Annotated in this window: 13 protein-coding genes and 1 tRNA gene; 4 read left to right on the top strand and 10 right to left on the bottom strand. The window is 25.5% G+C overall.

Features of this window, described 5'->3' with window-relative positions; all coding sequences use genetic code 11:
- Positions 1-11: 11 nt before the first annotated feature.
- The 3 genes from O212_RS0105140 to O212_RS0105130 form a co-directional block, all read right to left on the bottom strand.
- The gene (locus O212_RS0105140) at positions 12-827 is read right to left on the bottom strand and encodes an ABC transporter permease (RefSeq protein WP_024614069.1); all 816 of its coding nucleotides are present in this window, start codon (positions 825-827) and stop codon (positions 12-14) included.
- Between the two features lie 213 nt (positions 828-1,040).
- Positions 1,041-1,115: transfer RNA gene (locus O212_RS0105135), tRNA-Arg, on the bottom strand.
- A gap of 117 nt (positions 1,116-1,232) precedes the next feature.
- Complete coding sequence (locus O212_RS0105130; protein WP_029699195.1) at positions 1,233-2,072, bottom strand: HAMP domain-containing sensor histidine kinase; 840 nt, start codon at positions 2,070-2,072, stop codon at positions 1,233-1,235.
- 213 nt (positions 2,073-2,285) lie between these two features.
- On the opposite strand from O212_RS0105130, the gene O212_RS0105125 reads away from it, so the two are divergent.
- Together O212_RS0105125 and rbr are read left to right on the top strand one after the other, a co-directional pair.
- Positions 2,286-3,161, top strand: a complete 876-nt coding sequence (locus O212_RS0105125; protein ID WP_024614068.1) for a DegV family protein — start codon at positions 2,286-2,288, stop codon at positions 3,159-3,161.
- Positions 3,162-3,225: 64 nt separating this feature from the next.
- Positions 3,226-3,840: a rubrerythrin gene (gene rbr, locus O212_RS0105120; RefSeq protein WP_024614067.1), complete on the top strand. Its 615-nt coding sequence runs from the start codon at positions 3,226-3,228 to the stop codon at positions 3,838-3,840.
- A gap of 48 nt (positions 3,841-3,888) precedes the next feature.
- Here the strand turns inward: rbr and O212_RS0105115 are convergent, their stop codons facing one another.
- From O212_RS0105115 to O212_RS0105105, 3 genes are all read right to left on the bottom strand, one after another.
- Entirely contained in the window at positions 3,889-7,017 is a 3,129-nt protein-coding gene (locus O212_RS0105115; protein WP_024614066.1) for an AAA family ATPase, read from the bottom strand.
- Positions 7,018-7,020: 3 nt separating this feature from the next.
- On the bottom strand, positions 7,021-8,220 hold the full coding sequence (locus O212_RS0105110; RefSeq protein ID WP_024614065.1) for an exonuclease SbcCD subunit D: 1,200 nt from the start codon (positions 8,218-8,220) through the stop codon (positions 7,021-7,023).
- Positions 8,221-8,314: 94 nt separating this feature from the next.
- Complete coding sequence (locus tag O212_RS0105105; RefSeq protein ID WP_024614064.1) at positions 8,315-9,103, bottom strand: DUF1189 domain-containing protein; 789 nt, start codon at positions 9,101-9,103, stop codon at positions 8,315-8,317.
- Between the two features lie 153 nt (positions 9,104-9,256).
- Here O212_RS0105105 and O212_RS0105100 point away from each other — a divergent pair, with 153 nt between their 5' ends.
- Together O212_RS0105100 and O212_RS0105095 are read left to right on the top strand one after the other, a co-directional pair.
- Positions 9,257-10,468 (top strand): L,D-transpeptidase, encoded by a 1,212-nt coding sequence (locus tag O212_RS0105100; RefSeq protein ID WP_242829559.1) that lies wholly within the window; start codon positions 9,257-9,259, stop codon positions 10,466-10,468.
- A 99-nt stretch (positions 10,469-10,567) separates the two neighbouring features.
- Entirely contained in the window at positions 10,568-11,914 is a 1,347-nt protein-coding gene (locus tag O212_RS0105095; RefSeq protein ID WP_024614062.1) for a CCA tRNA nucleotidyltransferase, read from the top strand.
- A 31-nt stretch (positions 11,915-11,945) separates the two neighbouring features.
- Here O212_RS0105095 and O212_RS0105090 read toward each other — a convergent pair whose 3' ends face one another.
- The 4 genes from O212_RS0105090 to addB all read right to left on the bottom strand — a co-directional run bounded on the left by O212_RS0105090 (position 11,946) and on the right by addB (position 23,048).
- Complete coding sequence (locus tag O212_RS0105090) at positions 11,946-14,660, bottom strand: YfhO family protein (protein ID WP_024614061.1); 2,715 nt, start codon at positions 14,658-14,660, stop codon at positions 11,946-11,948.
- Positions 14,661-14,675: 15 nt separating this feature from the next.
- Positions 14,676-15,674, bottom strand: a complete 999-nt coding sequence (locus O212_RS0105085) for a glycosyltransferase family 2 protein (protein ID WP_024614060.1) — start codon at positions 15,672-15,674, stop codon at positions 14,676-14,678.
- Positions 15,675-15,876: 202 nt separating this feature from the next.
- Positions 15,877-19,590, bottom strand: a complete 3,714-nt coding sequence (gene addA, locus O212_RS0105080; RefSeq protein ID WP_024614059.1) for a helicase-exonuclease AddAB subunit AddA — start codon at positions 19,588-19,590, stop codon at positions 15,877-15,879.
- Entirely contained in the window at positions 19,590-23,048 is a 3,459-nt protein-coding gene (gene addB / locus O212_RS0105075; protein ID WP_024614058.1) for a helicase-exonuclease AddAB subunit AddB, read from the bottom strand. Before addB ends, addA begins: the two co-directional genes overlap by 1 nt.
- Positions 23,049-23,182: the final 134 nt, after the last annotated feature.

The raw sequence follows: 23,182 nt of genomic DNA, 5'->3' as shown, positions 1-23,182 counted from the left end.
TTTAATCACTCCTATAATATGTCTGCAAAATAATCTCTTAATTTACCATGTATAAATATCCCAAACAACATTAAAATTAAAACCACTCCCCAAAAATATAATGTTAATGCAGGACTTTGCCAGAACCACTTATGATATAAAACTGAATCTCTAAAACCTTCTATAACATAAAAAAATGGATTTAATTTTACAATTGTATTTAATAATGGATTTGTTATGTTTGCAATAGGCCATAATATAGGACTAATCCAAAATATTAAGACTATTATTGAATTTAATAAGAACTCAACATCTCTACTTACTACAACTAATGCAGATGTTGTTAATGATATTGCTACTAACAATATAAACGCCGCAAATGCATAATATATTGTTTGTAACCAATATATATCTGGATAAATTCCACTAGCTATACACATTATAATAGCAATTCCAACAAACATAAAACTACTAATAAAACCTGATAAAACCTTAAAGGTTGGTATTATAGATGTAGGAAACACTATTTTAGTAACTAAATATCTATTTCTTCTTACAGAACTTGCTGCTGGCACTAAAGTATCTCTTATGAAAAACCATGGCACTAATCCTATAACTAGCCAAATTATATAAGGTTCATCAATTGATTTTGTAGTACCTTTAAGACCTATTTGAATAGTAAACCAATATGCAAAAACAAATATCATATTTTTTATTAAAGGCCATAAAACGCCTAGTGCTGTTCCTGAGAACTGCTTTTTTAAATCTTTTTTTGCCATATTTACTATTTGTAAAGGATTTTTTATGTGTTCATCTACCACAACCTTAACACTATCTGTAAACTTCATAATCTCTTCTCCTTGTCTCTATTATAACGCCTCTATTATATCATATTTTTAAAACTATAAAAAACATTAGAATATTAAGAATACCTTATATTTTATATAGTTTAACTATTGCTATTTTTCAAAGAATTTATACAAAATTATTTTTTGTAAATATTTTATTATTAATTTTTATAAATAAAAAAAGGATATTTTTCACAAAATATCCTTTTAATTTGGTAGGGCGTATAGGAATCGAACCCATAATGTACCGTCCGTAGCGGTATGTTATATCCATTTAACTAACGCCCCATATTTTTTTTATTGACAGAAATATATTAACACAAAAACTTATGTAGTGCAAATTAAAAATAGACCAAAATAACTAGAAAGACACCCATTTAGAGCAATCTTTCCAATTATCCTAATCTATCTTAGGTATATATCAGAAAACTCAATTTCAAGCAATTGAACCTTATCTGCATTTTTACTTAACTTTACTTCTTCTTTATCTATTTTTATATTTGGTATCATAACTGTAAATATAGAACCTGCTCCAAATTTACTTTCTACGCTTACATTACCATTATGGAGTTCAACTAAAGATTTAACTAAATCTAGTCCTATTCCACTACCTTTATGTTCCTTATTACCATCAGCTTGTATAAATCTATTAAATATTTTATCTATTTCATCATCTTTAATTCCAATTCCATTATCCTCTATTTTTATCTTTACATAATTAAAATCAATTATTAAATCTATATATATATTAGATCCACTATCTGAAAATTTTATTGCATTTGATATTAAATTTATACAAATCCTATCTAAAGCTTGAGGATCAACAGCCACTACACACTCTTCCTTATTAGTATCAAAAACAAGTGTTAAATTCTTTTGTTTTGCAAACCTATCAATAGACTCTATTGTACTTTCAATGAAACTAACTATTTCTATATTCTTTTTATTTATATTAAAATAATTCTTTTCAAGTCTAGTTATATCAATTAAATTCTCTATAAGTTTTAACATCTTATAACTATTTCTTTTTAACATTTTTAAATATTCTTTTTCCTTTTCCACTGAACCATTAATGTTTTCTAACATTTGATTAGCACTCATAATTACATTTAATGGCGATCTTAGATCATGAGATATATTAAGTATAAATCGCTCTTGCATTTCATTTTTATTTTCTAGTTCTTTAATGATTAATACCATATCTTCTTTTGATAAATTTTTTAAGTTACATTTATCTTTTTCCATTTTTCCCTACCTCACTATAACTTTTACACCATACCATATAACTATTAATACCATTATAAATTTTATCATTTTTTCAAACACTTAACAACCATTTTTTGTATTTTATTCTATTAAAAGGTATTATTTCTTTGTATTGATATTTTTTTATTGTATAATGTCTATAATATACTATAAACTATAATCTAAGTTTATTTTATTTAAGGAGGTTTTATTATTAATAATTATGTTATTTTAACAGATTCAAGTTGCGACTTACCACAACATATAATAGATAAATATTCTATAATTAACATTGGACTTATTTGTAATTTTAAAGATAAAGAATATATTGAAGATGGTGGTAAATCACTTAGCTACCATGATTTTTATGAAGCATTAAGAAGTGGTGAAATGCCAACAACATCACAAATAAATAGTTATAGATTTTATGAAGTATTTAAGAAATATATAAAAGAAAATTATTCAATAATATACATAGCATTTTCTTCTGCATTAAGTGGAACTTATAATAGTTCTTTAATTGCAAAAGATGAAATTCTTGAAAATTATCCAAATGCTGATATTTCAATAATAGATAGTAAATCTGCTTCATTAGGTGTAGGTCTTATTGTTCACGAAGCTTGTAAATTAAAAGAAAAAGGTAAATCTAAGGAAGAAGTTGTAAATCATATTGAAGATATGAAACTTAAAGTAAACCACCTTTTTACAGTTGATGACTTAAATCACCTTAAAAGAGGTGGTAGAATCTCTCCAACTGTAGCGGCTATAGGTACTCTATTACAAGTTAAGCCTCTTTTATATGTTCCTAATGATGGTACTTTATGTAATTTCGGTAAAGTTAAAGGAAGAAAGAAATCAATAAAATCTTTATTTAATAAACTTGAAGAAAAAATAGATATAAACTCAAATGAAACTATATTTATATCTCATGGTGATTGCATCGAAGATGCTGAAAGACTTAAAGATATGATTACTGAAAAATATGATATTGAAGTAATTATAAACTATATAGGTTTAGCTATTGGTAGTCATTCAGGTCCAAATACATTAGCACTTTTCTTTAAAGGAGAAAATAGAAATCTTAATTAAACATAATCCTCTCTCGAATAGTAAATACTATAGAATGAATACTATTCGAAAGGGGATTTTTCTCATGAAAAGTTTAAAAGGAAGTAAAACTGCTGATAATTTAGCAAAAGCTTTTGCAGGTGAGTCTCAAGCAAGAAATAGATATACTTTCTATGCTAGTGTTGCTTCTAAAGAAGGACATAAACATATAGAGGCTGTTTTTCTTGAAACTGCTGATAATGAAAGAGCTCATGCTAAAGTATTCTATGATTTATTAGTGCAAGGACTTGGTAAATATCAAATTCATGTTGATACAAATTACCCAGTTGGTTTAGGAACAACTCTTGATAATTTGGAATATGCTGCTGAAGGTGAAAAGGAAGAATGGGGAGTTGCATACCCTGAATTTAAAAAAATTGCAGAAGAAGAAGGATATCCAGAAGTTGCAGCTGCATTTTCTCACATTTTAGAAGTAGAAAAAAATCATGAACAACGATACTTAGATTTACATGCTAATTTAAAAGATGGTCTTTTATATAAGCGTAATGAAAAAGAATATTGGAAATGTAGAAACTGCGGATTTATTTATGAAGGTTTAGAAGCCCCTAAAGCATGTCCAGCTTGTAAGCATCCTCAAGGTTTCTTTGAAATTACATATGATCATAAAGTAGAAGGTCCTAGTAAGGAATATGCTAAATAATTTAACCTTAATATACTAAAAAGGCGAGATACTCTCGCCTTTAAATTTCTATAAAATATTAAATTCTGCTATACTTCCTCTTTTTGTTGATGTTACTTCAATTTTTGCATCAACTCTTTCCTTGAGTTCTTGAACATGCGATATTATTCCAACTAATCTTCCACCTTTTTGTAACTCTAAAAGACTATCTATAGCATTGTCTAAAGATTGAGGATCTAATGTTCCAAATCCTTCATCAACAAACATAGTTTCTAAAGATACTCCTCCAGCACTTGATTGTACAACATCAGACAATCCAAGCGCCAAAGATAATGATGCCTTAAAACTTTCACCACCTGATAAAGAACTAACATCTCTTGATGTTGCAGTATAATTATCATATATTTCAAGCTCTAATCCTTTTTGTCCTGCACCTTTACTTACTGTAGTTTTTCTCTTAAGTGAAAATCTATCTCCAGTCATTTTCTCAAGTCTTAAATTAGCTGCATCTATTATATCTTGGAAATATGATGCTAAAACATATCTTTCAAAAGATATATACGGGCTTCTCTTTCCATTAGCAAGATCAGAAAGCTCACCAATTACTTTATATTCTTCCTCTTTTTTACCTAATTCTTTATTTAAATCTTTTACTTTAGATAAAACATTTTTATTGTTTTCTATAATGTTATATAAATCTTTAATCTCTTTTTCTTTTGATTTTTTGATATTTTCTAACTCATTAATTTTTTCATTTATATCTTTTAAATCTATAAATACTATATTTTCACATTTCTTATTTAATTTTTTATATTCATTTTTTAATATAAGTAATTCTTTATCAAATTTTTCAATTTCTTCGTCTAATTCACTATATATTTCAATATTACTTTTAGCTATATAATACTCATCTTCATCATTAAAATTATTTTCTTTTAAAGCTTTTTCAAAGTCATTTTTTATTTCTAAAACATCTTTCCTTAATGCTACTATATTACTTTCTATTTCTTTTTCCTTAGCTTTTTCGCCTTCAACTAACCTTATATTTTCATCTCTATCTTTTATAGATAATAATAGCCTCTTTTTACTTTCTTCTAATTCATATGACTTTAATTTTATAAGTTCATTAAGTTTGTCAATTGATGTTATATCCTCTGGTATATCATTTTTTAGTTCGCTTAACGTAGCATTTATACTTTGAATGTTTGCATAAATATTTTTATCTTTTTCTCTTAATGAATTTAATTCTACCCCTGAATCCTCTAAATATTTATTTAATTCTATTATTTTTTTATCTATTACTTCTTTTAATTTTATTTTTTCATTATAACCTTTAAGTTCTTCTTTAAGTGATTCTATTTCACTTTTTAACTGTTTTCCCAATTTAGTGACTTCAAATTTAGATGTTTTTTCATTGTATTCATTATTTATATCAGCATCCCTTTCTGAAAGCTTATTTAATGAATTATTTATGTTATCTAAAATACCTTTAATTTTAGAATTAATAGAAGTTAACTTTAATAGCATAGAATTATTTTTTTCTTCAACCTTTTCATATTCTAATTTCTTTTTCTTTAACTCTTCATCAGTAGGTACATTTTCACTATTTTTTATTGCTTTCATTGGATGCTCTTTTGAGCCACATACTGGACAAGGTTCTCCATTTCTTAAACTATCTGCAAGTATACCCGCTTGTTCTTTTCTATATATATCAAGCATATAATCATACTCTGATTTTAGATTGTTATATAATTTCTCAACCTTTAAGTACTTCTCCTTTAGCTCATTGTGCTCTTCTACTTCTTTTTCATATTCATCTATAATCCTAAATATATCTCTTAATTCTTTTATAATCTTTTCTTTATTCTCAACATTATTTTTTAAATTAACTACTTTTATTTCTATTTCATTTATTTCTTTTATATTTTTCTCATTTAATTCTTTCTTTTCTTTTGAAGCTATTATATTCTCTTCTTTTAGTTTTATTTTTTCTTTTATTGATACTATATCTTTTTCTAACCCTAAAGCTTTAATCTTATTCTCTTCATATAATTTAATTTTAGGCTCTAAACTTCTTAATCTCCCAATTTCTTCTGTAAGATTATTTCTAAATTCTTCTTTAGATTCTTCTCTTTTTACGGCTTCTTCAAGAACTATCAATTTATCTTCTAGTGAATTTATTTTTAATGATGATTTTTTCTTATCCTCTTCTTTTTTTAAAAGCGATTCTCTTTTCTCCAAATAATTTTTTTCTACATAACTTACTTCTTTAGCCCTTTTAGCTTTTTCACTTATAATCTTTTTACTCTTAATTTCAGCTTCCATTGATATTAATTTATTTAACTTATATTCAGTGTTTTGCTTTTCAATAAGTAAACTATTATTTTGCTCTAATAGAGATTTTTCAATTCTCTTTTTATTTATTTCTACATTTAATTTTTCATCATCATCTTCTTTATCTTTATATATATTTTTTTCACTTTTTATAAGCTCTGTAAGTTCTTCTATAACCTTTGGAAAATCAATATATTCACCAATTTCTATATTGTTTTCTCCTTTTATATTATCTAAATGAACTTCAATTTTTTGTTTGCAAGAATTTCTCTCTTTACTTATCTTTATAGCTTTTTCTTTTAAATCAGCTTGTATATTCTCAAAATTATAAGTATTAAATATTTTTCTAAATATATCTTCACGTTCAACAGAACTTGCTAAAAGTAATTTTTTAAACTCACCTTGAGGAAGCATAACTATCTGTTTAAATTGAGCTTTATTTATTCCTAATATTTGTGTTATTTTATCATTTACATTACTTATTCCGATTATTCTTTTGCCATTTGGTAAGTCAAGTATTGCTTCTGAATCTTTTTCAGTAAATCCATTTCCTCTAACTTTCTTTTTAGGCTGCTTTGGACTTCTTCTAATTTTGTATATATCCCCCTTTAGTTCAAATTCTAATTCAACAAAGGTTTCTGTATTTTCATCTGCAAAATGACTTCTAAGTGAATCATTTTCTCTACTTTCTCCACTTGCTTCACCATATAAAGCATAACTTATAGCATCAAATATAGTTGTTTTTCCAGCACCTGTAGTTCCTGTGATAACAAATATATTTCTACCATTTAATTTTTCAAAATCTAACTGTTGCTCCTTAGCATAGGGTCCAAATGCTGATATTACTAAATTTATAGGTCTCATAAATTACACCTCCTTTTTTAAAACTCTATTTATAGTTTCATCTATTAATTGTTCTTTTTGTAAAGTAAATTCTCCATTTCCTAAAGCTTCATAAAACTCTTTAAAAAGCTCTTTTTCAGATTTGTTCTTATATCCTTTTTTAGCAGATGTACTATTTTCATCATAAATTTTTTTCTTTTCTCTAGTTATTAACATAACATTTGGATATATAGCTCTTAATTTTTCGATTGGATTTATAATTTCCCCTTCATCTGTAAGAATAGCTTGTATATAATCCTCTCTTTTTTCGTCACTTCTTCCAATCTCTATAAGTTCTTCTATATTACCTTTTATTATTCTTAAATCTCTAATTGGAGTAAACTCTTTTAAATTTATAATAATCTCTTTATTTTTATTTATATTAAATAAAGTTACTCCCTTTTTTTGTTTAACTTCAGAGAATGAATATTTAAGAAGTGAACCTGAATATCTAACTTCATCTCTTGAAACTTTCTGTCTTCCATGAAGATGTCCAAGTGCTACATAATCAAATTCATCAAATATACTTGAATCAATAAGTTCTGTTCCTCCAATAGATAAAGGTCTTTCTGATTCTGAAACTTCAAGGTCAGCTACTTTATACATTTCATCATCACTTAAATCTTTTGCTTTATCTCTATACATAGTTACATACCCATGAGCAACTATTATATTTATTTCATCAAAATTTGCCTCTAATTTTATTTTATTTAAAATCTCAATCATAGCATCATTATGACTTTTTATATTTTTATTTTCCGTAAGCTTTTTTATAACTGCTGGGTCTTTATATGGAATTAAATAAAAATTAACTATCTCATCTTTTCCTTCTATAACTACTTTTTTAAATAATTCATTATCTTTTCCGGCTATATATAAACCTTGCCTTTCCAAAAGTTTAGCTCCAAAGCTTACTCTCTCTCCACTATCATGATTTCCTGATATCGCAACTACTTTTACATCTTTATTAATTACAATTTCATTTAATGTATCATTTAAAAGTTCAACAGCCTCAACTGGAGGGATAGACCTATCATACATATCTCCTGCTATTATAAGTACTTCTGGTTTTTCTTCATCTATAAGTTTAATTAAATTTTCTAACATATATTTTTGATCTTCTATCATAGAAAATTCATTTACAATTTTTCCAATATGCCAATCACTAGTATGAATTATTTTCATAAATAACCATCCTCATTTCATATAATCTAATAATTTAATTATAACAAAAAAAGTAATTTCTAATCTTTAGAAATTACTTTTATAAATATAAATATTATCTTTTATTATTTAAAAGCTCATACTTTACATTTCTTAATACAAACCATGAAAATATAATTGTTCCTACAGAAAAGGCAACATCAAAATATATATCAGGTCTTATTATACTAAATGGTAATAATAATAAGTTTGGAAGAGTTCCTGCATATATAGCTAATGAATACATTGCACTTCCTCTCATTCTTAATCCCATAATCATTCCGATTAATATAGTAAAAGCAGATACAATTAAGCAATTAAGCAAATAATTTATAAAATATTGTACTATCATAACAATAAATACTACTGGCGCTATAAATTTAGCTACAAGTTGTAGTTGCTCTGTAAGTATTTTATTATTTAAATTATTAAAAGCAGAATCCTTATAAGAAACTGTTTGATTTAAACTTCCTGATCCAACTTCTATCCCATCTTTTAGTAATAAAACATACATATCTGATTGAACATATTCATCTTTAAAGTTATCAGCTTCATCTAACTTTTTATTACTATCTAAATATATTACTGTATTTCCATCTTCCACTTTAATTGGACTTTTTTTAGTATGAAGTATTCCATCTTTTATAGAAAACTCATAATCTGGATTATTAAATTCTTCTATACTGCTTTTTATAGCATCTCTTGTTTTAAACCCAGTATATATTCCTTGAATTCCTCCAAGTACTACACTTAACATAAGTGCATATAATATAGCTCTTCCTAATCCTTCTTTTATGTAATCTGAAAAAGTTTTTATGTTATATATATTGTTCTTTAATTTAATAAAAAAATTGCTTCGCTTCACTATAAATACTCCTTTTTTATCTATATTTAATAAACCTCTATTTAAATATAGTAACATACTAATTTAGATTATTAAACAATCCATGTTTAATATGTTATTTTTTGGTAATAATTGTTAATAAGAAAGTTTTAGGAGGGGATTATTTTGTCACATATGGATAATTTCAATAATATCAAAGATATCAATATACCAGAAGATAAAAATCAAAATAATAATTCAAAAAAATCAAAGTTAAACATCAAAAAATTATTACCTTTTGCTATAGCAAGCGCTCTAATCATTAGTATACTGTTAACATATCAAGGCTTTAGTTATAAAAATTTATTATCAAACTTTAAAAATAAATTTGATTCAGCTAAGTATACTGAAGCTAATAACTATATTTTAACTAAATCTAATTTAAATATATTTAAAACTATATTTTTAAAAAATGATTTAGGAGAGTATTTTGAAGACAAACTATCTACTATTGAAAATAATTTAGTTTCAAATAAAATTACTACAAATGATGCTAATACTGTAGTAAAAGAAATAGAACGTTATAATATTTTATCTTCTGATAAAACGCAAGAAGTACTTTCAAGTACTATAGATGATAATAGTCCATTATCTAAAGGAATAAAGGAATATGATAAAGGAAACTTTGAAAATGCATTAAATATATTTAACTCTATAAATGAAAATGATTCATCATATTCTATAGCTAAAGAATATATAGAAAAATGTAATACTGAACTTAAAAAGAACTTATTAAGCCAAGTTGAAAAGTATAAAGAAAAAGAATACTTTACTGCCGCTATAAATTTAATAGAAAGCAAACTTGAAATATTAAAGAATGATAAAGAGTTACTAGAAAAAGTAGATGAACTTAAAACTGCTAAAAATCAATATTTAACTAATCAAAAACAATCTACAGCAGTTAGTTCAAGTCAAATAGTAAATGTAATAAATACTTCAAATATAAACTCATTAAACATAGAAAGTTTAACTGATTACTTAATTTATGTTGATACTAATGCACAAGTAACTAACGTATATAAGGGTAATATGAATAATTGGTCTTTAATAAAATCTATGAGCTGTTCAACGGGTAAAGAAGGAAGTGAAACTCCAACTGGTGTATTTGATATAAGAGAAAAAGATGAATGGTTTTTCTCTGAGCAATATCAACAAGGTGGAAAATATTGGGTTCAATTTCAAGGTGATTATCTTTTTCATTCAATTCCTTATGCAAAAGATAAAGAAACTATCCTTGATACAACTCTAGGTAAAGCCGCATCTCATGGCTGCATAAGATTATCACTAGAAGATTCAAAATGGCTTTATGAAACAATTAATGCTGGAACTAAAGTTATAATAAAATAATTTATTGCTTACATTTTTTTAATCTATAATCCTTATGTATTAATACCTTACATATTAACTTATAATATATGTAAGGTATTTTAATATAGGAGGTAAATAATGAAATTTAAAGTTCCTAAAAACGCACAATATATAATAGATACTTTTTATAAAAATAATTATGAAGCTTTTTTAGTTGGAGGCTGTATAAGAGACATGTTATTAAAAAAAGAGCCCAAAGATTTTGATATAGCAACCTCAGCCATTCCATCAATTACTGAAAGTTTATTTTCAAAAACTATACCAACCGGAATTAAGCATGGTACTATTACTGTAATTATAGATAATGAGCCCTTTGAAATTACTACATATAGAACTGAAGGTACTTACAAAGATAACAGAAGACCAGATGAAGTTTTATTTGTAACTAATATAGAAGATGATCTTTCAAGAAGGGATTTTACTATAAATGCATTTGCTTATAATCCAAAAGAAGGCCTTAAAGATTATTTTAATGGCATAGATGATTTAAGTAATAAAATAATAAGGACAGTTGGTAATAGTAATACTAGATTTCAAGAAGATGCTCTTAGAATGCTTAGAGCTATAAGATTTTCTGCTCAACTTAATTTTGAAATTGAAAAAAATACATTTGAATCAATTAAATTAAATAAAGAATTAATTAAGAATGTCAGTATAGAAAGAATACGTGATGAGTTATGTAAACTATTAGTTTCTGACAACCCAAGAAAAGGCCTTATTAACCTTAAAAATTCTGGCATATTAGACTTAATATTACCTGAATTAATACCATGTGTAGGCTTTGATCAAAAAAATAAATATCATTTCGAAGATGTTTTCAATCATACTATTTCAGTAATAGAAAAATGTCCTAAAAATATAACGGTTCGTTTAGCTGCACTTTTTCATGACATAGGAAAGCCTGAGTGCTTCTTTATAGATGAAAGTAATAATGGTAGATTTTTTGGTCATAACAAAAAAAGTGAATATATATCAAAAAGAATACTTAGAAGATTTAAATTTGATAATAAAACAATTAATTCAGTTTGTATATTAGTTAGAGAACATATGAATGTTTTAGAAAATCCAACTGATGTAGCTATTAAAAGGCTAATAAATAGAGTCTCTATTGAAAATATATATTTATTGTTTGCACTACAAGAGGCTGATATAAAGTCTTTAAAATTATATGAAGAACCACTAAAGAATTTAAATATTATGATTGAAAAAGCTAATTTTATTATAAATTCAAAGGAACCTTTATCAACTAAAGATTTAGCTATAGACGGTGGTACTTTAATTAAAAGTTTAAATTTGCAACCTGGAAAAATAATTGGTGAAACTCTTAATTATTTACTTAAATTAGTGTTGAAAGATTCTTCTTTAAACACTAAAGAAATTCTTTTAGAAAAAGCTAAGTATTATATACAAAATAAAAAAGGTTAAATATATATTTAACCTTTTTTATTAATATTTATCATTTTATTTTTTTATTTATACTCTTTTTACCTAATAAAGATATAGCTATAAGAATTATTATTCCTACAAAACTACAAACTAATCCTATTCTTAAAAATGGAGTTCTGTAAGTTAATTCTATACTATGATTTCCCTTATTTAAGTTTGCTCCTAAAAATGCTTTATTTACAGGGAAAGTATTTGTTTCTTTTCCATCTATTTTTAAAGTCCAACCTTTAGAATAAGGAATTTGGAATGTAATCACACCATCCACCTTTGAATCTATAGTCCCTATTACTTTGTCATTTAAGATATTATCTATCTTCATAGAATTCTCTTTAAGCTTATTAATTTCATTATTATATTCTTCAACTGGCATACTAAATACATTTAATGAATCAAAAGTATATTTTCCTGGTTTATCAAAAGTTAAAATAATTTTTTGACCATTATTTGACTCTTCTTTATAATATCCTAAATTAATTAAAGTAGCATCCATAGTAAATGAATCTGATCCATCTAATGATCCACGTTGATCAAATGTTTTACTTATATCTTTATATGATGCTTTTAACTTAAATGCATCATATTTACCGATATTATCTAATTTAATCTCTTTATTTTTAGGTACATATTTTAAATTACCTAAATTTACAAATAATTCACCAGCTGGAATAGTATTATTTTTTATATTAAGAATTACTTTTTGATTAGCCTTAGTAACTACTATTTCATTTTTCTTAATATTTGCTGTACTGCTTTTGGTGTCAAAATTTATATTATTTATCTTTGTATTTATATTATTTATATTGCTCTTAGCATATTTAGAAGATATCGCTGCTGCATAAACTAAAGATTCTTCTTTTTCTAATCCATTAAATAAATCAAATTTATTTTCATCCAGTATATTACTATAAACATAACCAAACGGAAGTCCATTTTCCTTTTCATATACAGAAAATTTTCCAACATCCTTAATTTTTTTAATTGATGGATCAAAATGTGGATTTTTTGATGACTTTCCTATATAGTATTTAACTCCCATTATATTACTAACTAAAGCTCTATTATCGAAATTAATAATAGGACTATTTGGTGTAAATGATCTATTATTTAAAGTATTAGCAAATTCTGATAAATTTGAATTATTAACTGATAAATATGAATCTATTCCATTATAATTTAAAACTAAAGAATTATTTCTAGTATTATTACGAGAAATATTATCTGCTTTAGCTATTCTATAAAAGCTTTTATCATTTTTTTTAATATATTTTTCAGCTCCATCAAATGATTTTTTATAATAATTCAACGCTTTACCTTTTTGCATAAATTGTCCTATATAATTATCATCATTAGGATTATACCTATAATAATTATTAATTACTATATTTGCTGAAAGTAAAATTAAAATATAAATAAACATCCATTTATTATTTATAGTACCTTTATTCTTATAATTGTATATTATTATTCCAACAATAATAATACCAATAATGATACTAGGTAACATATTATTTTTAAAATCAGTAAATTTAAATTGTATTAATCCAAATAATATATAAAATATTATTATAGCAATCATCCAAAAAATATCTTTTTTACAAATATTCTTTATATTATCATATCCAACACTTATAATTACACTTGCCATAAATGCAAAAGCAAACGTCCATCTATTTGATATAGATAAAAATCCATTCATCGCCTTCCCAACTATTGGGAAAAGCAACATCACAGAAAATATAATTATCATATAAAAGTATGTTTTATATTCTTTTCTATTTCTAAAAGCAATTGGTAATAAAATAATTGTTAATATAGGGAATACTAAAACAACCCAAAATGGATAACTTCCCCCTGATATAGATCCATAAATCAAATTTAAATAATATGAAATTGGATACAATATCATACTTGCTTGACTGCTTTCATTAGCTAATCTTGAAGAATTAAGTATTGTATATAATGTTGGTGCTAAAACAATTCCGGAAATCAATAATCCAATTGCAAAATATATAATTAAATTCAATAAATACTTCCAGAATTTTAATCCTTCCTTTTTGTATAATTCAACATACCTTAAAAATGCATATATCAAACTAATTATTGCAATCATATAGAAAAAATAAAAATTTGAAATCATAGCTATTGCAACAATTATTGAAAACATATATTTTTTTCTATTTTGAAGTACATTTTCTATACATATAAATGCTAAAGGTAATATAATTAATGGATTTATAAAATATGGATGCTTAATTGCTGACATAAAAATAAATCCTGAAAATGCATATGAAATACTACCTAAAATTGAAGCATATTTAGAAAACTTCATCTTTTTAGCATATAATATGAATGCTATTCCAACACAATATAATCTTATTAAAATTAATAAATTAAAAACTAACTCTAATTTATTTAACGGAAATAATAATGATATGTAATCAAATAAGTCTCCTAAAACATAGTATGAATATGTTGCCATTAAATCATTTCCATATCCTATTGTCCATGACCATTCAGGAAACCCAGCCCCTGGATTTTTAATAAAATTTCTTATTGTTTCATTAAAGTTATACAAAATCGAATAATGTTGTCTTATTCCATCAGCATCCCAAATTAATGATTTATTGTTTTTAATGAACATTAAATAAAATAATGAAAATACTATAAAAAATACTATAGTATATATGAATACTGGCGATTTTTTTATTTTATTAAAAATTTTCATGTTTATTCTCCTAGTTTATATATCAATTTTTCCCACTGTATCAAAGTTCTTAGTTATTTCATTTCTAATAACTTCTTCATCCTCATCAGTTCCTGAGTATTCATCGATAAAATATAATGGTCTTCTTTTTACTTCTATAAACACTCTTCCTAGATATTCACCAATTACTCCTAAAAATATAAGTTGTATTCCTCCCATTAATAACATTACGCATATTAAACTAGAATATCCTGGTACATCTATACCAGTAATTAAAGTCTTTATAACTGTAAATATCATATATAAAAATGCTCCAAATGCAATTATTCCACCAACAATAGTTGAAACTCTAAGTGGAGCTGTTGTGAATGAAGTTATTCCTTCAACTGCTAAGTCTATTAATTTTAAATAGTTCCACTTTGTTTCTCCTGCAACTCTTGGATCCCTATCAAATTCTATTGCTTTTTTCTTGAATCCAATTAAACTAAACATTCCTTTTGTATATCTTTGCTTTTCAGGAAATACCTTCAATGCTTCTACTGCACGTCTACTTAATAATCTAAAATCACCTGTATCTTCTTGAATTGGGACTCTAGACACTGACTGTAACATTCTATAAAACATTTTTGATGTAAACTTCTTAAGGAATGTTTCTCCTTTTCTACTTCTTCTTTTTGCATATACATCATCATAGCCTTCTTCAAAATACTTTATCATTTCAATTATAAGTTCTGGCGGATCTTGAAGATCTGCATCTATTATAGCCACAGCATCCCCCGTAACATAGTCAAAAGCAGCTCCCATAGCAACTTCCTTACCAAAGTTTCTTGATAGATTTAAGTAACAAACTCTTTTATCATTAACTCTATATGATCTTACTATATCTAATGAACTATCCTTACTTCCATCATTTACAAATAAAAATTCTAATTTATAATCTGGTATACTATCAGCTAACTTTATTAATCTTTCATAAAGATGAGGCAATGACTCTTCCTCATTATACATAGGTATTATTATCGATAATTTTTTCATGTCATTTATCCTTCCTATTTAAATTTTATTTTTCGTAAGTACTAATACATAAATTTAACTTATTGAAAAAATTTTATTTAAACTATATATTTTTTTGAAGATATTACTATATTTATAAAATATAATCATATATAATATATCATACTTTTATTTATTGTAAAACTAAGCATAAAATATATAAAAGATTACTCTTTTATATATTTTATATCTCCAATTCTTTTTCTAAATAAAATAAATACAAATACCTACTTATAACTTTTTTACCTGTTATTTTCTCCAATGCATCAGTATAATAATCCAATTGTATTTTATATTTTTTATTCATCTCTTCTTCAGCATTTTCTTCTATATAATCTGTCTTATAATCAACTAAAATTATTTCTCCATTTTCCTCAAAGAAAAGATCAATTATACCCTGAAGTCTTACTTCTTCATTTTTTAATTCCTTTGATATATTATTATTAACTTCAGTTACTTTCACATTTGTATAAAATTGCAATTCCCTATGAACAACTCCACCTTCTCTATAAACCTTCAAAAGTCTAATTCCTATATCACTTTTAAAAAAGTTTAATACTTTAAATGGATTTATTATCTTAAATTCTTCTTCTGTAATTAACTCATTATCGACCATTTCTTCCAACTGATCTTTTATTTCTTTTATAGAACTAACTCTATCATAATCTATTTTTTGCATAACAAAATGCATAGCAGTTCCTCTTTCTGCACCTGATAATCCCTTTTCTTCCTGAAGAAATCTTGGTTTTATTAGAATCTTTTCACTAAATAATTTCTCACTATTGTTTTCCTCAAATTCTTCATAATTGTTCTTTTTTAAATCTGAAACTGAAAAATTACTTTTCAAAGTTGTTAATTCATTAAACTTATAATTATAACCAAGTCTTCTTTCTATTTCTTTATCCACAGTTTCTGCTTTCGAATCTATAAATAAATTTTTATCCACAGAAATTTCATCCACAGCCTCTATTTTTTTATCCACAACAAAGTCAGTTTTACTCCATATTTTAATATCCCATGTGGATAAATCATCTTTTGCTATATCATTAAATGCTGAAACTTTTTCTCTTAATACTTCACCATCTTTATGTTGACAAAGTGCCATTCCAACCCAATCTAAATAAGACTTACCTTTTAATACTTCTGAAGCTGCTATATTTTCTTTTTCTATACTTGCTGCATTAACCCACTTTTCCACAGTCTTATCTATATTATTTACACTTCCAGTTATAATAAGTTTTTCTTTTGCTCTAGTAAATGCAACATATAATATTCTCATTTCCTCTGATAATGTTTCAAGCCTTATTTTTTTCTTTATAGCATCTTTAGGTAAAGTACTATAACTTATTCTTTTTTCTAAATCTACATATTCAGGACCAAAACCTAAGTCATCATGATGTAATATACTATTACTTAAATCCATTAAATTAAATTGTTTTCCACTTCCAGATAAAAATACAACTGGAAATTCTAATCCCTTACTTTTATGAATACTCATTATTCTAACAACATCTTCATTTTCTCCAAGTACTTTCGCACTTCCCATATCACCTGAAGATTTTCTAAGTTTATTTATAAAATTTATGAAATTAAATAAACCTTTAAAACTAGTCTGTTCATATTGCTTAGCACGTTGGAATAATATTTTTAAATTTGCTTGTCTTAATACTCCATTTGGCATTGCTCCAACATATCCATAATAAGATGTATCCATATATAAATACCAAATAAATTCATCAATTGGCATATATAAAGATTTATCTCTCCATTTATTTATTAAAGAAACTACCATCTTACACTTTTCTTTTAACTCACAAGACACATTAGTATCCTCGTTAATAACTTGAATTATATTTTCATAAAAATATTTTTCTTTATTAACCATTCTAATATCTCCAAGTTCTTCTGCTGTAAAACCCATAAAAGGAGATTTTAAAATAGCTATCATAGGTACATCTTGAAGTGGATTATCTATAACTTTTAAAAGAGACATTATAGTTCTTATTTCAATTGATTCAAAATATCCAGATCCAGTATCAGCATAAACTGGTATACCTTCAAGACCAAGTTCATCCAAAAATATTTCTGACCAATTTTTAGTCGCTCTTAATAGTATTACTATATCTTTATACTTAAGTGGTCTATATTCTCCTGTTTCCTTATCTAAAACTCTAAATTTTTCTTTATTAGAATCAGACATAAGTTCAGCTATTCTTTTAGAGACAACCTTTGCTTCAAGATTTATTGCATCTATATCCTCTTCTTCACTTAAATCTATTTCTTCTAACTTTTCATTTTTATCTAATATATGAAGTTCTATAGGTCCACCTACATATGCCCCCATTTCTTTTACTTCTTTAAAATTAGCACCCAAATTTAAAGCTTCATCATCAGTATATTCAAGTTCTCCAACAGCATTTGACATAACTTGCTTAAATATAAAGTTAACTCCATTTATAATTTCTTCTCTACTTCTAAAATTCTTATATAATTGAATTACTCTATTTTCCGTTCCTTTTTCTTTTGAGTAAGTATTATATTTTTCTAAGAATAACTCTGGCTTTGCTTGTCTAAATCTATATATACTTTGTTTTACATCTCCAACCATAAATACATTTGGATTATTTGTATTTTTTCTTGATACTAAGTTTATTATAGCCTCTTGGACATTATTTGAGTCTTGATATTCATCAACCAATACCTCATCAAAAAACTCCCTAAACTTTAAAGCCACTTTTGAAGGTTCTATATTTCCATTTTCATCATTAATAAGGATTTTAAGTGCTAAATGTTCTAAATCATTAAAATCTAACATATTCTTATCTCTTTTTTTATCACTGAATCTCTTAGAAAATTCTAATGTTATATCCGATAACTTCTTCATAAAAGGATATGATGATTGTATCCCATATAACATTTCTTCAGGATTCATTGAAAATATATCTTCTTTTAATCCATTTATTTTTTTCTTAACTTGATCTCTAATTCCCTTAACAAACTCTTGTGCATCAGGATCACTAACATTATTTTTTCGTATAGACTTAAGCCTTCCAAATGATATTTTAGAAATTGAATTATATATTTCAGTAAGTCCATTATTTAAAGCAGCCTTTAAACTTATAAGTCCAGATAACTCATCATTAAATACTTCTAAATATGCTTCTATTCCTTCTGTGCTTGATATTATATCTATTGCATTGTGATACATATTAATAAAACTATCAACTTCCATTGATATATCACTTTTTAATACTTGAACCCATTCTGTATCATTTAAATCATAAATTGTATTTATATTGAAATCTTCTGATTTATCTTTAAGCCACTTTTCTGGCCAAGGACCACTCATTGAAAATCTATAAAGGTTTAAAATAATATCTTTAAGCTTTTGATCATCTTTACTTCCACCATAAGCTTCAACTAATTTTAAAAATTCTTTATCATCATTTTCATATAAATCTTCAAACAAATCTTCTATTATCTCATTTTTTAATAAAGTTCCTTCTGTCTCATCACCAATTCTAAAAGATGGATCTAAATCTATAGTATGAAAATTATTTTTTATAACATCTAGGCAAAATGAATGCATTGTAGTTATATTTGCCCTACTTAATAAGGTTAATTGCTTTTGAAGATTAGTTGAACTTGGATTTCTCTCAAGTTCTTTTGTTATTGCAGCTGCTATTCTTTCTCTCATCTCAGCTGCTGCTGCATTTGTAAAAGTAACAACTAAGAGTCTATCTATATCTACTGGATTATTATTATCTGTAACAATTTTTATTATTCTTTCTACTAAAACAGCAGTCTTACCTGATCCTGCTGCCGCTGCAACTAAAAGGTTACATTTTCTAGTATCAATAGCTTCAAGTTGTTCTTTAGTCCATTTAGTTTCTCCCATTATTCTATAACCTCCTCTCCATTAACATTTTTCTCTATCTTATTCCATATATCATCATCTTTTTTCTTTAATACAAGCTTATACTTATTGTCTTTTATACTAGTGTCAAATTGACATATAGATGAATAATCACAGAAATCACAATAAGCTCTTTGATTATTTTTTGTAGGCTCTATTTTTATTTTTCCACTTAACATATCAGTACAAAGTTCAATCATTTTATTATTTACATATTCTCTTAATATATTAAATTGTTCTTCTGTTGCAACAGAGCTTCTTGCTGAAAAATCACCATCTTTTTTAAATCCAGCTGGTATTATTAATGAATATGTCTCCATTGTATTATCCATTGCCCTTATAAGCTTAGCATCTTTTAAAAGTAATCCATTCATTTTAAGCTTATCTAACACTTGCTTTTGAATTTCTTTTTCTTCAATTTCTTTATTACCTTTAATTATTGGATCATCAATTTTAAAATAAAGAATTGCACCAGGTATTACTCCTTTATTTAAAATATAATCAGCATTTTTAATAAGTGCATCTAAATAAACTAAAAGTTGAATTTGAAGTCCATAATAAAGTTCTGTTAAGTCAAACTTTTTAGATCCTGACTTATAGTCTATTACTCTTAGATATATATTTCCATCCATATCTAAGGTATCTATCCTATCAATTCTTCCAGTTAAATAAACTCTTTCACCAGTAGGCAAATCAAGTTTTATAGGCTCTCCACCTTCTGAAGATCCAAACTCAAACTCATTTTTAAAAACCTCAAACTCCCCTCTCTTCATTTGTTCTGCAATTATTGAAACTGACTTAGTAATAATCCTTTTAAATCTATCAGTGAAATATTTATATCTTTTTGTACTATTTAAAACAGAATTTTTATCCTCTTTAAGTTTTATATCAACAAGTTCATTTACTATATCTCTACATTTTTCCTTATTTAATTCAGACCATGAAAGTTTTTCATTTTTAACTTTATTAGTAAACTTATCTAATATCTCATGCATAAAAGATCCAAGATCTGGTGCTGAAAACTCATATATCTTTCTATCTTTAGCCTTAAGTCCATATTGAACAAAATAAGAAAAAGGACATTCTGCATATTTTTCAAGTCTTGATACATTAAATCTTAAATTCCCATTATCATTTTCATAAAGCTTTCTTATTTTATCTCTTGGAATTTCATCCCCAATATTTGAATAATCAATTCCCTTAAATATTATTTCTGTCTTTTGCTTAAACTCTTCATTATTTATATACCAACTAAATACTTCTTTCCAGTAATCATCTATTTCTTCATTATCAGCTTGCATTCTAATAGCCAATATAAGTTCATTAAATGTTGGAATAGGTGTTGTTACCTTATTAAACTCATCATATTTATCAATATAATTAAATATGTCGCTCTCTTCTTTTAAGTTAGCAAGTATTCTCTTTAATCTTGGTATAATTATTGAAGGTCTTAATGACTTCCCTTCAAAATCTGCCATTGGATAAGTAACCATCATATAATTACTAGCAATGGTAAGCGCAGTATAAACCATAAACTGTTCTTCAAACGCCCTTGCTTTAGTTGTTGCTGCAAGTTCTATTCCAATCTCTTTTAATATTTCTCTATCTCTATCGGATAATATTCCTTCTTCTTTATTAGTTGATGGAAGCACTCCATCATTAACCCCAATTATATATAGAGCCTTTACGTCCCTTCCCTTAACTCTAGCTATATCACCAATATTTACTTGATCTAATGCAACTGGTATAACACCAATTTCTTTACTTTGAAAACCTGCATTTAAAACTTTATAAAAATCTTTAGGAGATATTTCTTCATCCCCAATTACATCAACAGCTTGATCTAATATTTCCATTACCATAGAAGGTATTTGTTCATACTCTCTTATCTTGCCCTCTAATCCTTCTTCATTGAATACATCAATCCATTCATCAATTTTATTGAATACATCAAGCTCTATTAGTAATTCGTATATAGCACTACAAATTTCTCTAACCTTCTTATTTTTCTTTCCTTTGATTTTATTATGGAAATTAATTAAAGGCTCGCGAACTTCTTCCATTATTTCTTTTATAAGAAGTTCATCCTTATTTTCATATACATCTTCACTTTCAAAATATCCATCATTAACTTCTTCTGTAGTCCACCTGAATCCTTTTATTCCATGAGCTAATATATAATTTTCTAATATATCAATATATTCTCTTTCTATGTTTATAAGTCCACTTTTTAAGTATTTAAATACACTTTCATAAGACCAATTTTGAATAAACACTTCAAAAGCTGAAAGTATTAATATGACTAAAGGATTACTAAGAACCTCAATCTTCTTATCTAAAAAATAAGGTATATTATATTGATTAAAAACAACAGATGTTATTTTTTCATAAGAATCTATATTTCTACAAACAACAGCGATATCTTTATATCTATATCCCTTATCTCTAACAAGTCTTATTATATCTTTTGCTATAGTATCAACTTCATCATAAGTATTATTTGCCTTATATAATCTTACATCTTTATTTTTTCCACTATATATCCTAAATGGATATGTGAAAAAATGTTTTTCTATATGCTTAAGTTCCTCACTATCTTTAAATCTATAAGGATATTCTTTATTTAAATCTATAGGACTTAAATAAGAAATATTGTTTTCCTCCATAAGATTAAGAATTCTTTTTTCAGTATTTTTTAAAGCATTAAATATATCTGTTACATCCGAATTTTTATTATTTCCACTTTCATCTATGCAAAGTGTTATATTTATTTTTCTAGCCTTAAAAGCTAATTCTTTAATAACTTCAAGCTGCTGTGGTGTAAAAGTAGTAAATTCATCAATCCAAACTTCTGCATCATCATAAATGTTGCAATTCTTTAACTTTTTAGCCAATATAGTAAGTTCATCATCACTATCAATTACATTTGATTCAATCCTATTATTATATTCACTATAAAGCTCTATTAAATCACTTAATTTTTCTTTTAATTCCTCATCATCAGTATCTTTCTCACCTTGTAATAACATTTCCTTGGAAATATTATATTTCTTAAATTCAGTTAAAGTTTTAGAAACTATATCTATAAAACCTTGCTGTCTTGATATTTTATTAAAATATTTAAGTTCTTCTCCCCTTTCTTGAAGCAACTTATAAATAAGCATATTTTTACCTTCATCACTCATTATTTGATGAACTCTTCCTCCACATTCCTCTGAAATAACTTGTGCCATTCTTTTAAAACTTAAAACTTGAGTTCTTAAAAGAGCTTTTTCACCTACTAACTCTAGAAGTTTTTTTTCAGTCTGAAAAGTATATTGCTCCGGAACTATTAATATTAGCTTATTCTGTTTTTTATCCTCTATCTTTTTTTTAATTTGTGTTAAACAAAATCTACTTTTTCCGCTTCCTGCTCTCCCATAAATAAATCTTATTCCCATATAAAATTACTCCTAAAAATTCAATTTATATTAATTCTATTATCTTATATTAATTATATCCTATTTAATCATCTTCTAAAAAAATTACATAAATAATTTTAGTTATTAACTTAATTATATTAAATTGATATTAA

The organism is Clostridium sp. Ade.TY, assembly GCF_000498355.1.
In the GTDB taxonomy this organism is placed as follows: domain Bacteria; phylum Bacillota; class Clostridia; order Clostridiales; family Clostridiaceae; genus Clostridium.
The sequence above is the reverse complement of the archived record's forward strand: the minus strand, read 5'-3'. Positions and strand labels throughout refer to the sequence as shown.

What these genes read in the sequence shown, in the direction of transcription:
- O212_RS0105110 (WP_024614065.1), bottom strand. Translation starts at nt 8,220, where the DNA reads ATGAAAATAATTCATACTAGTGATTGGCATATTGGAAAAATTGTAAAT.
- O212_RS0105095 (WP_024614062.1), top strand. Translation starts at nt 10,568, where the DNA reads ATGAAATTTAAAGTTCCTAAAAACGCACAATATATAATAGATACTTTT.
- O212_RS0105140 (WP_024614069.1), bottom strand. Translation starts at nt 827, where the DNA reads ATGAAGTTTACAGATAGTGTTAAGGTTGTGGTAGATGAACACATAAAA.
- O212_RS0105100 (WP_242829559.1), top strand. Translation starts at nt 9,257, where the DNA reads ATGGATAATTTCAATAATATCAAAGATATCAATATACCAGAAGATAAA.
- addB (WP_024614058.1), bottom strand. Translation starts at nt 23,048, where the DNA reads ATGGGAATAAGATTTATTTATGGGAGAGCAGGAAGCGGAAAAAGTAGA.
- O212_RS0105090 (WP_024614061.1), bottom strand. Translation starts at nt 14,660, where the DNA reads ATGAAAATTTTTAATAAAATAAAAAAATCGCCAGTATTCATATATACT.
- rbr (WP_024614067.1), top strand. Translation starts at nt 3,226, where the DNA reads ATGAAAAGTTTAAAAGGAAGTAAAACTGCTGATAATTTAGCAAAAGCT.
- O212_RS0105130 (WP_029699195.1), bottom strand. Translation starts at nt 2,072, where the DNA reads ATGGAAAAAGATAAATGTAACTTAAAAAATTTATCAAAAGAAGATATG.
- O212_RS0105085 (WP_024614060.1), bottom strand. Translation starts at nt 15,674, where the DNA reads ATGAAAAAATTATCGATAATAATACCTATGTATAATGAGGAAGAGTCA.
- O212_RS0105115 (WP_024614066.1), bottom strand. Translation starts at nt 7,017, where the DNA reads ATGAGACCTATAAATTTAGTAATATCAGCATTTGGACCCTATGCTAAG.
- addA (WP_024614059.1), bottom strand. Translation starts at nt 19,590, where the DNA reads ATGGGAGAAACTAAATGGACTAAAGAACAACTTGAAGCTATTGATACT.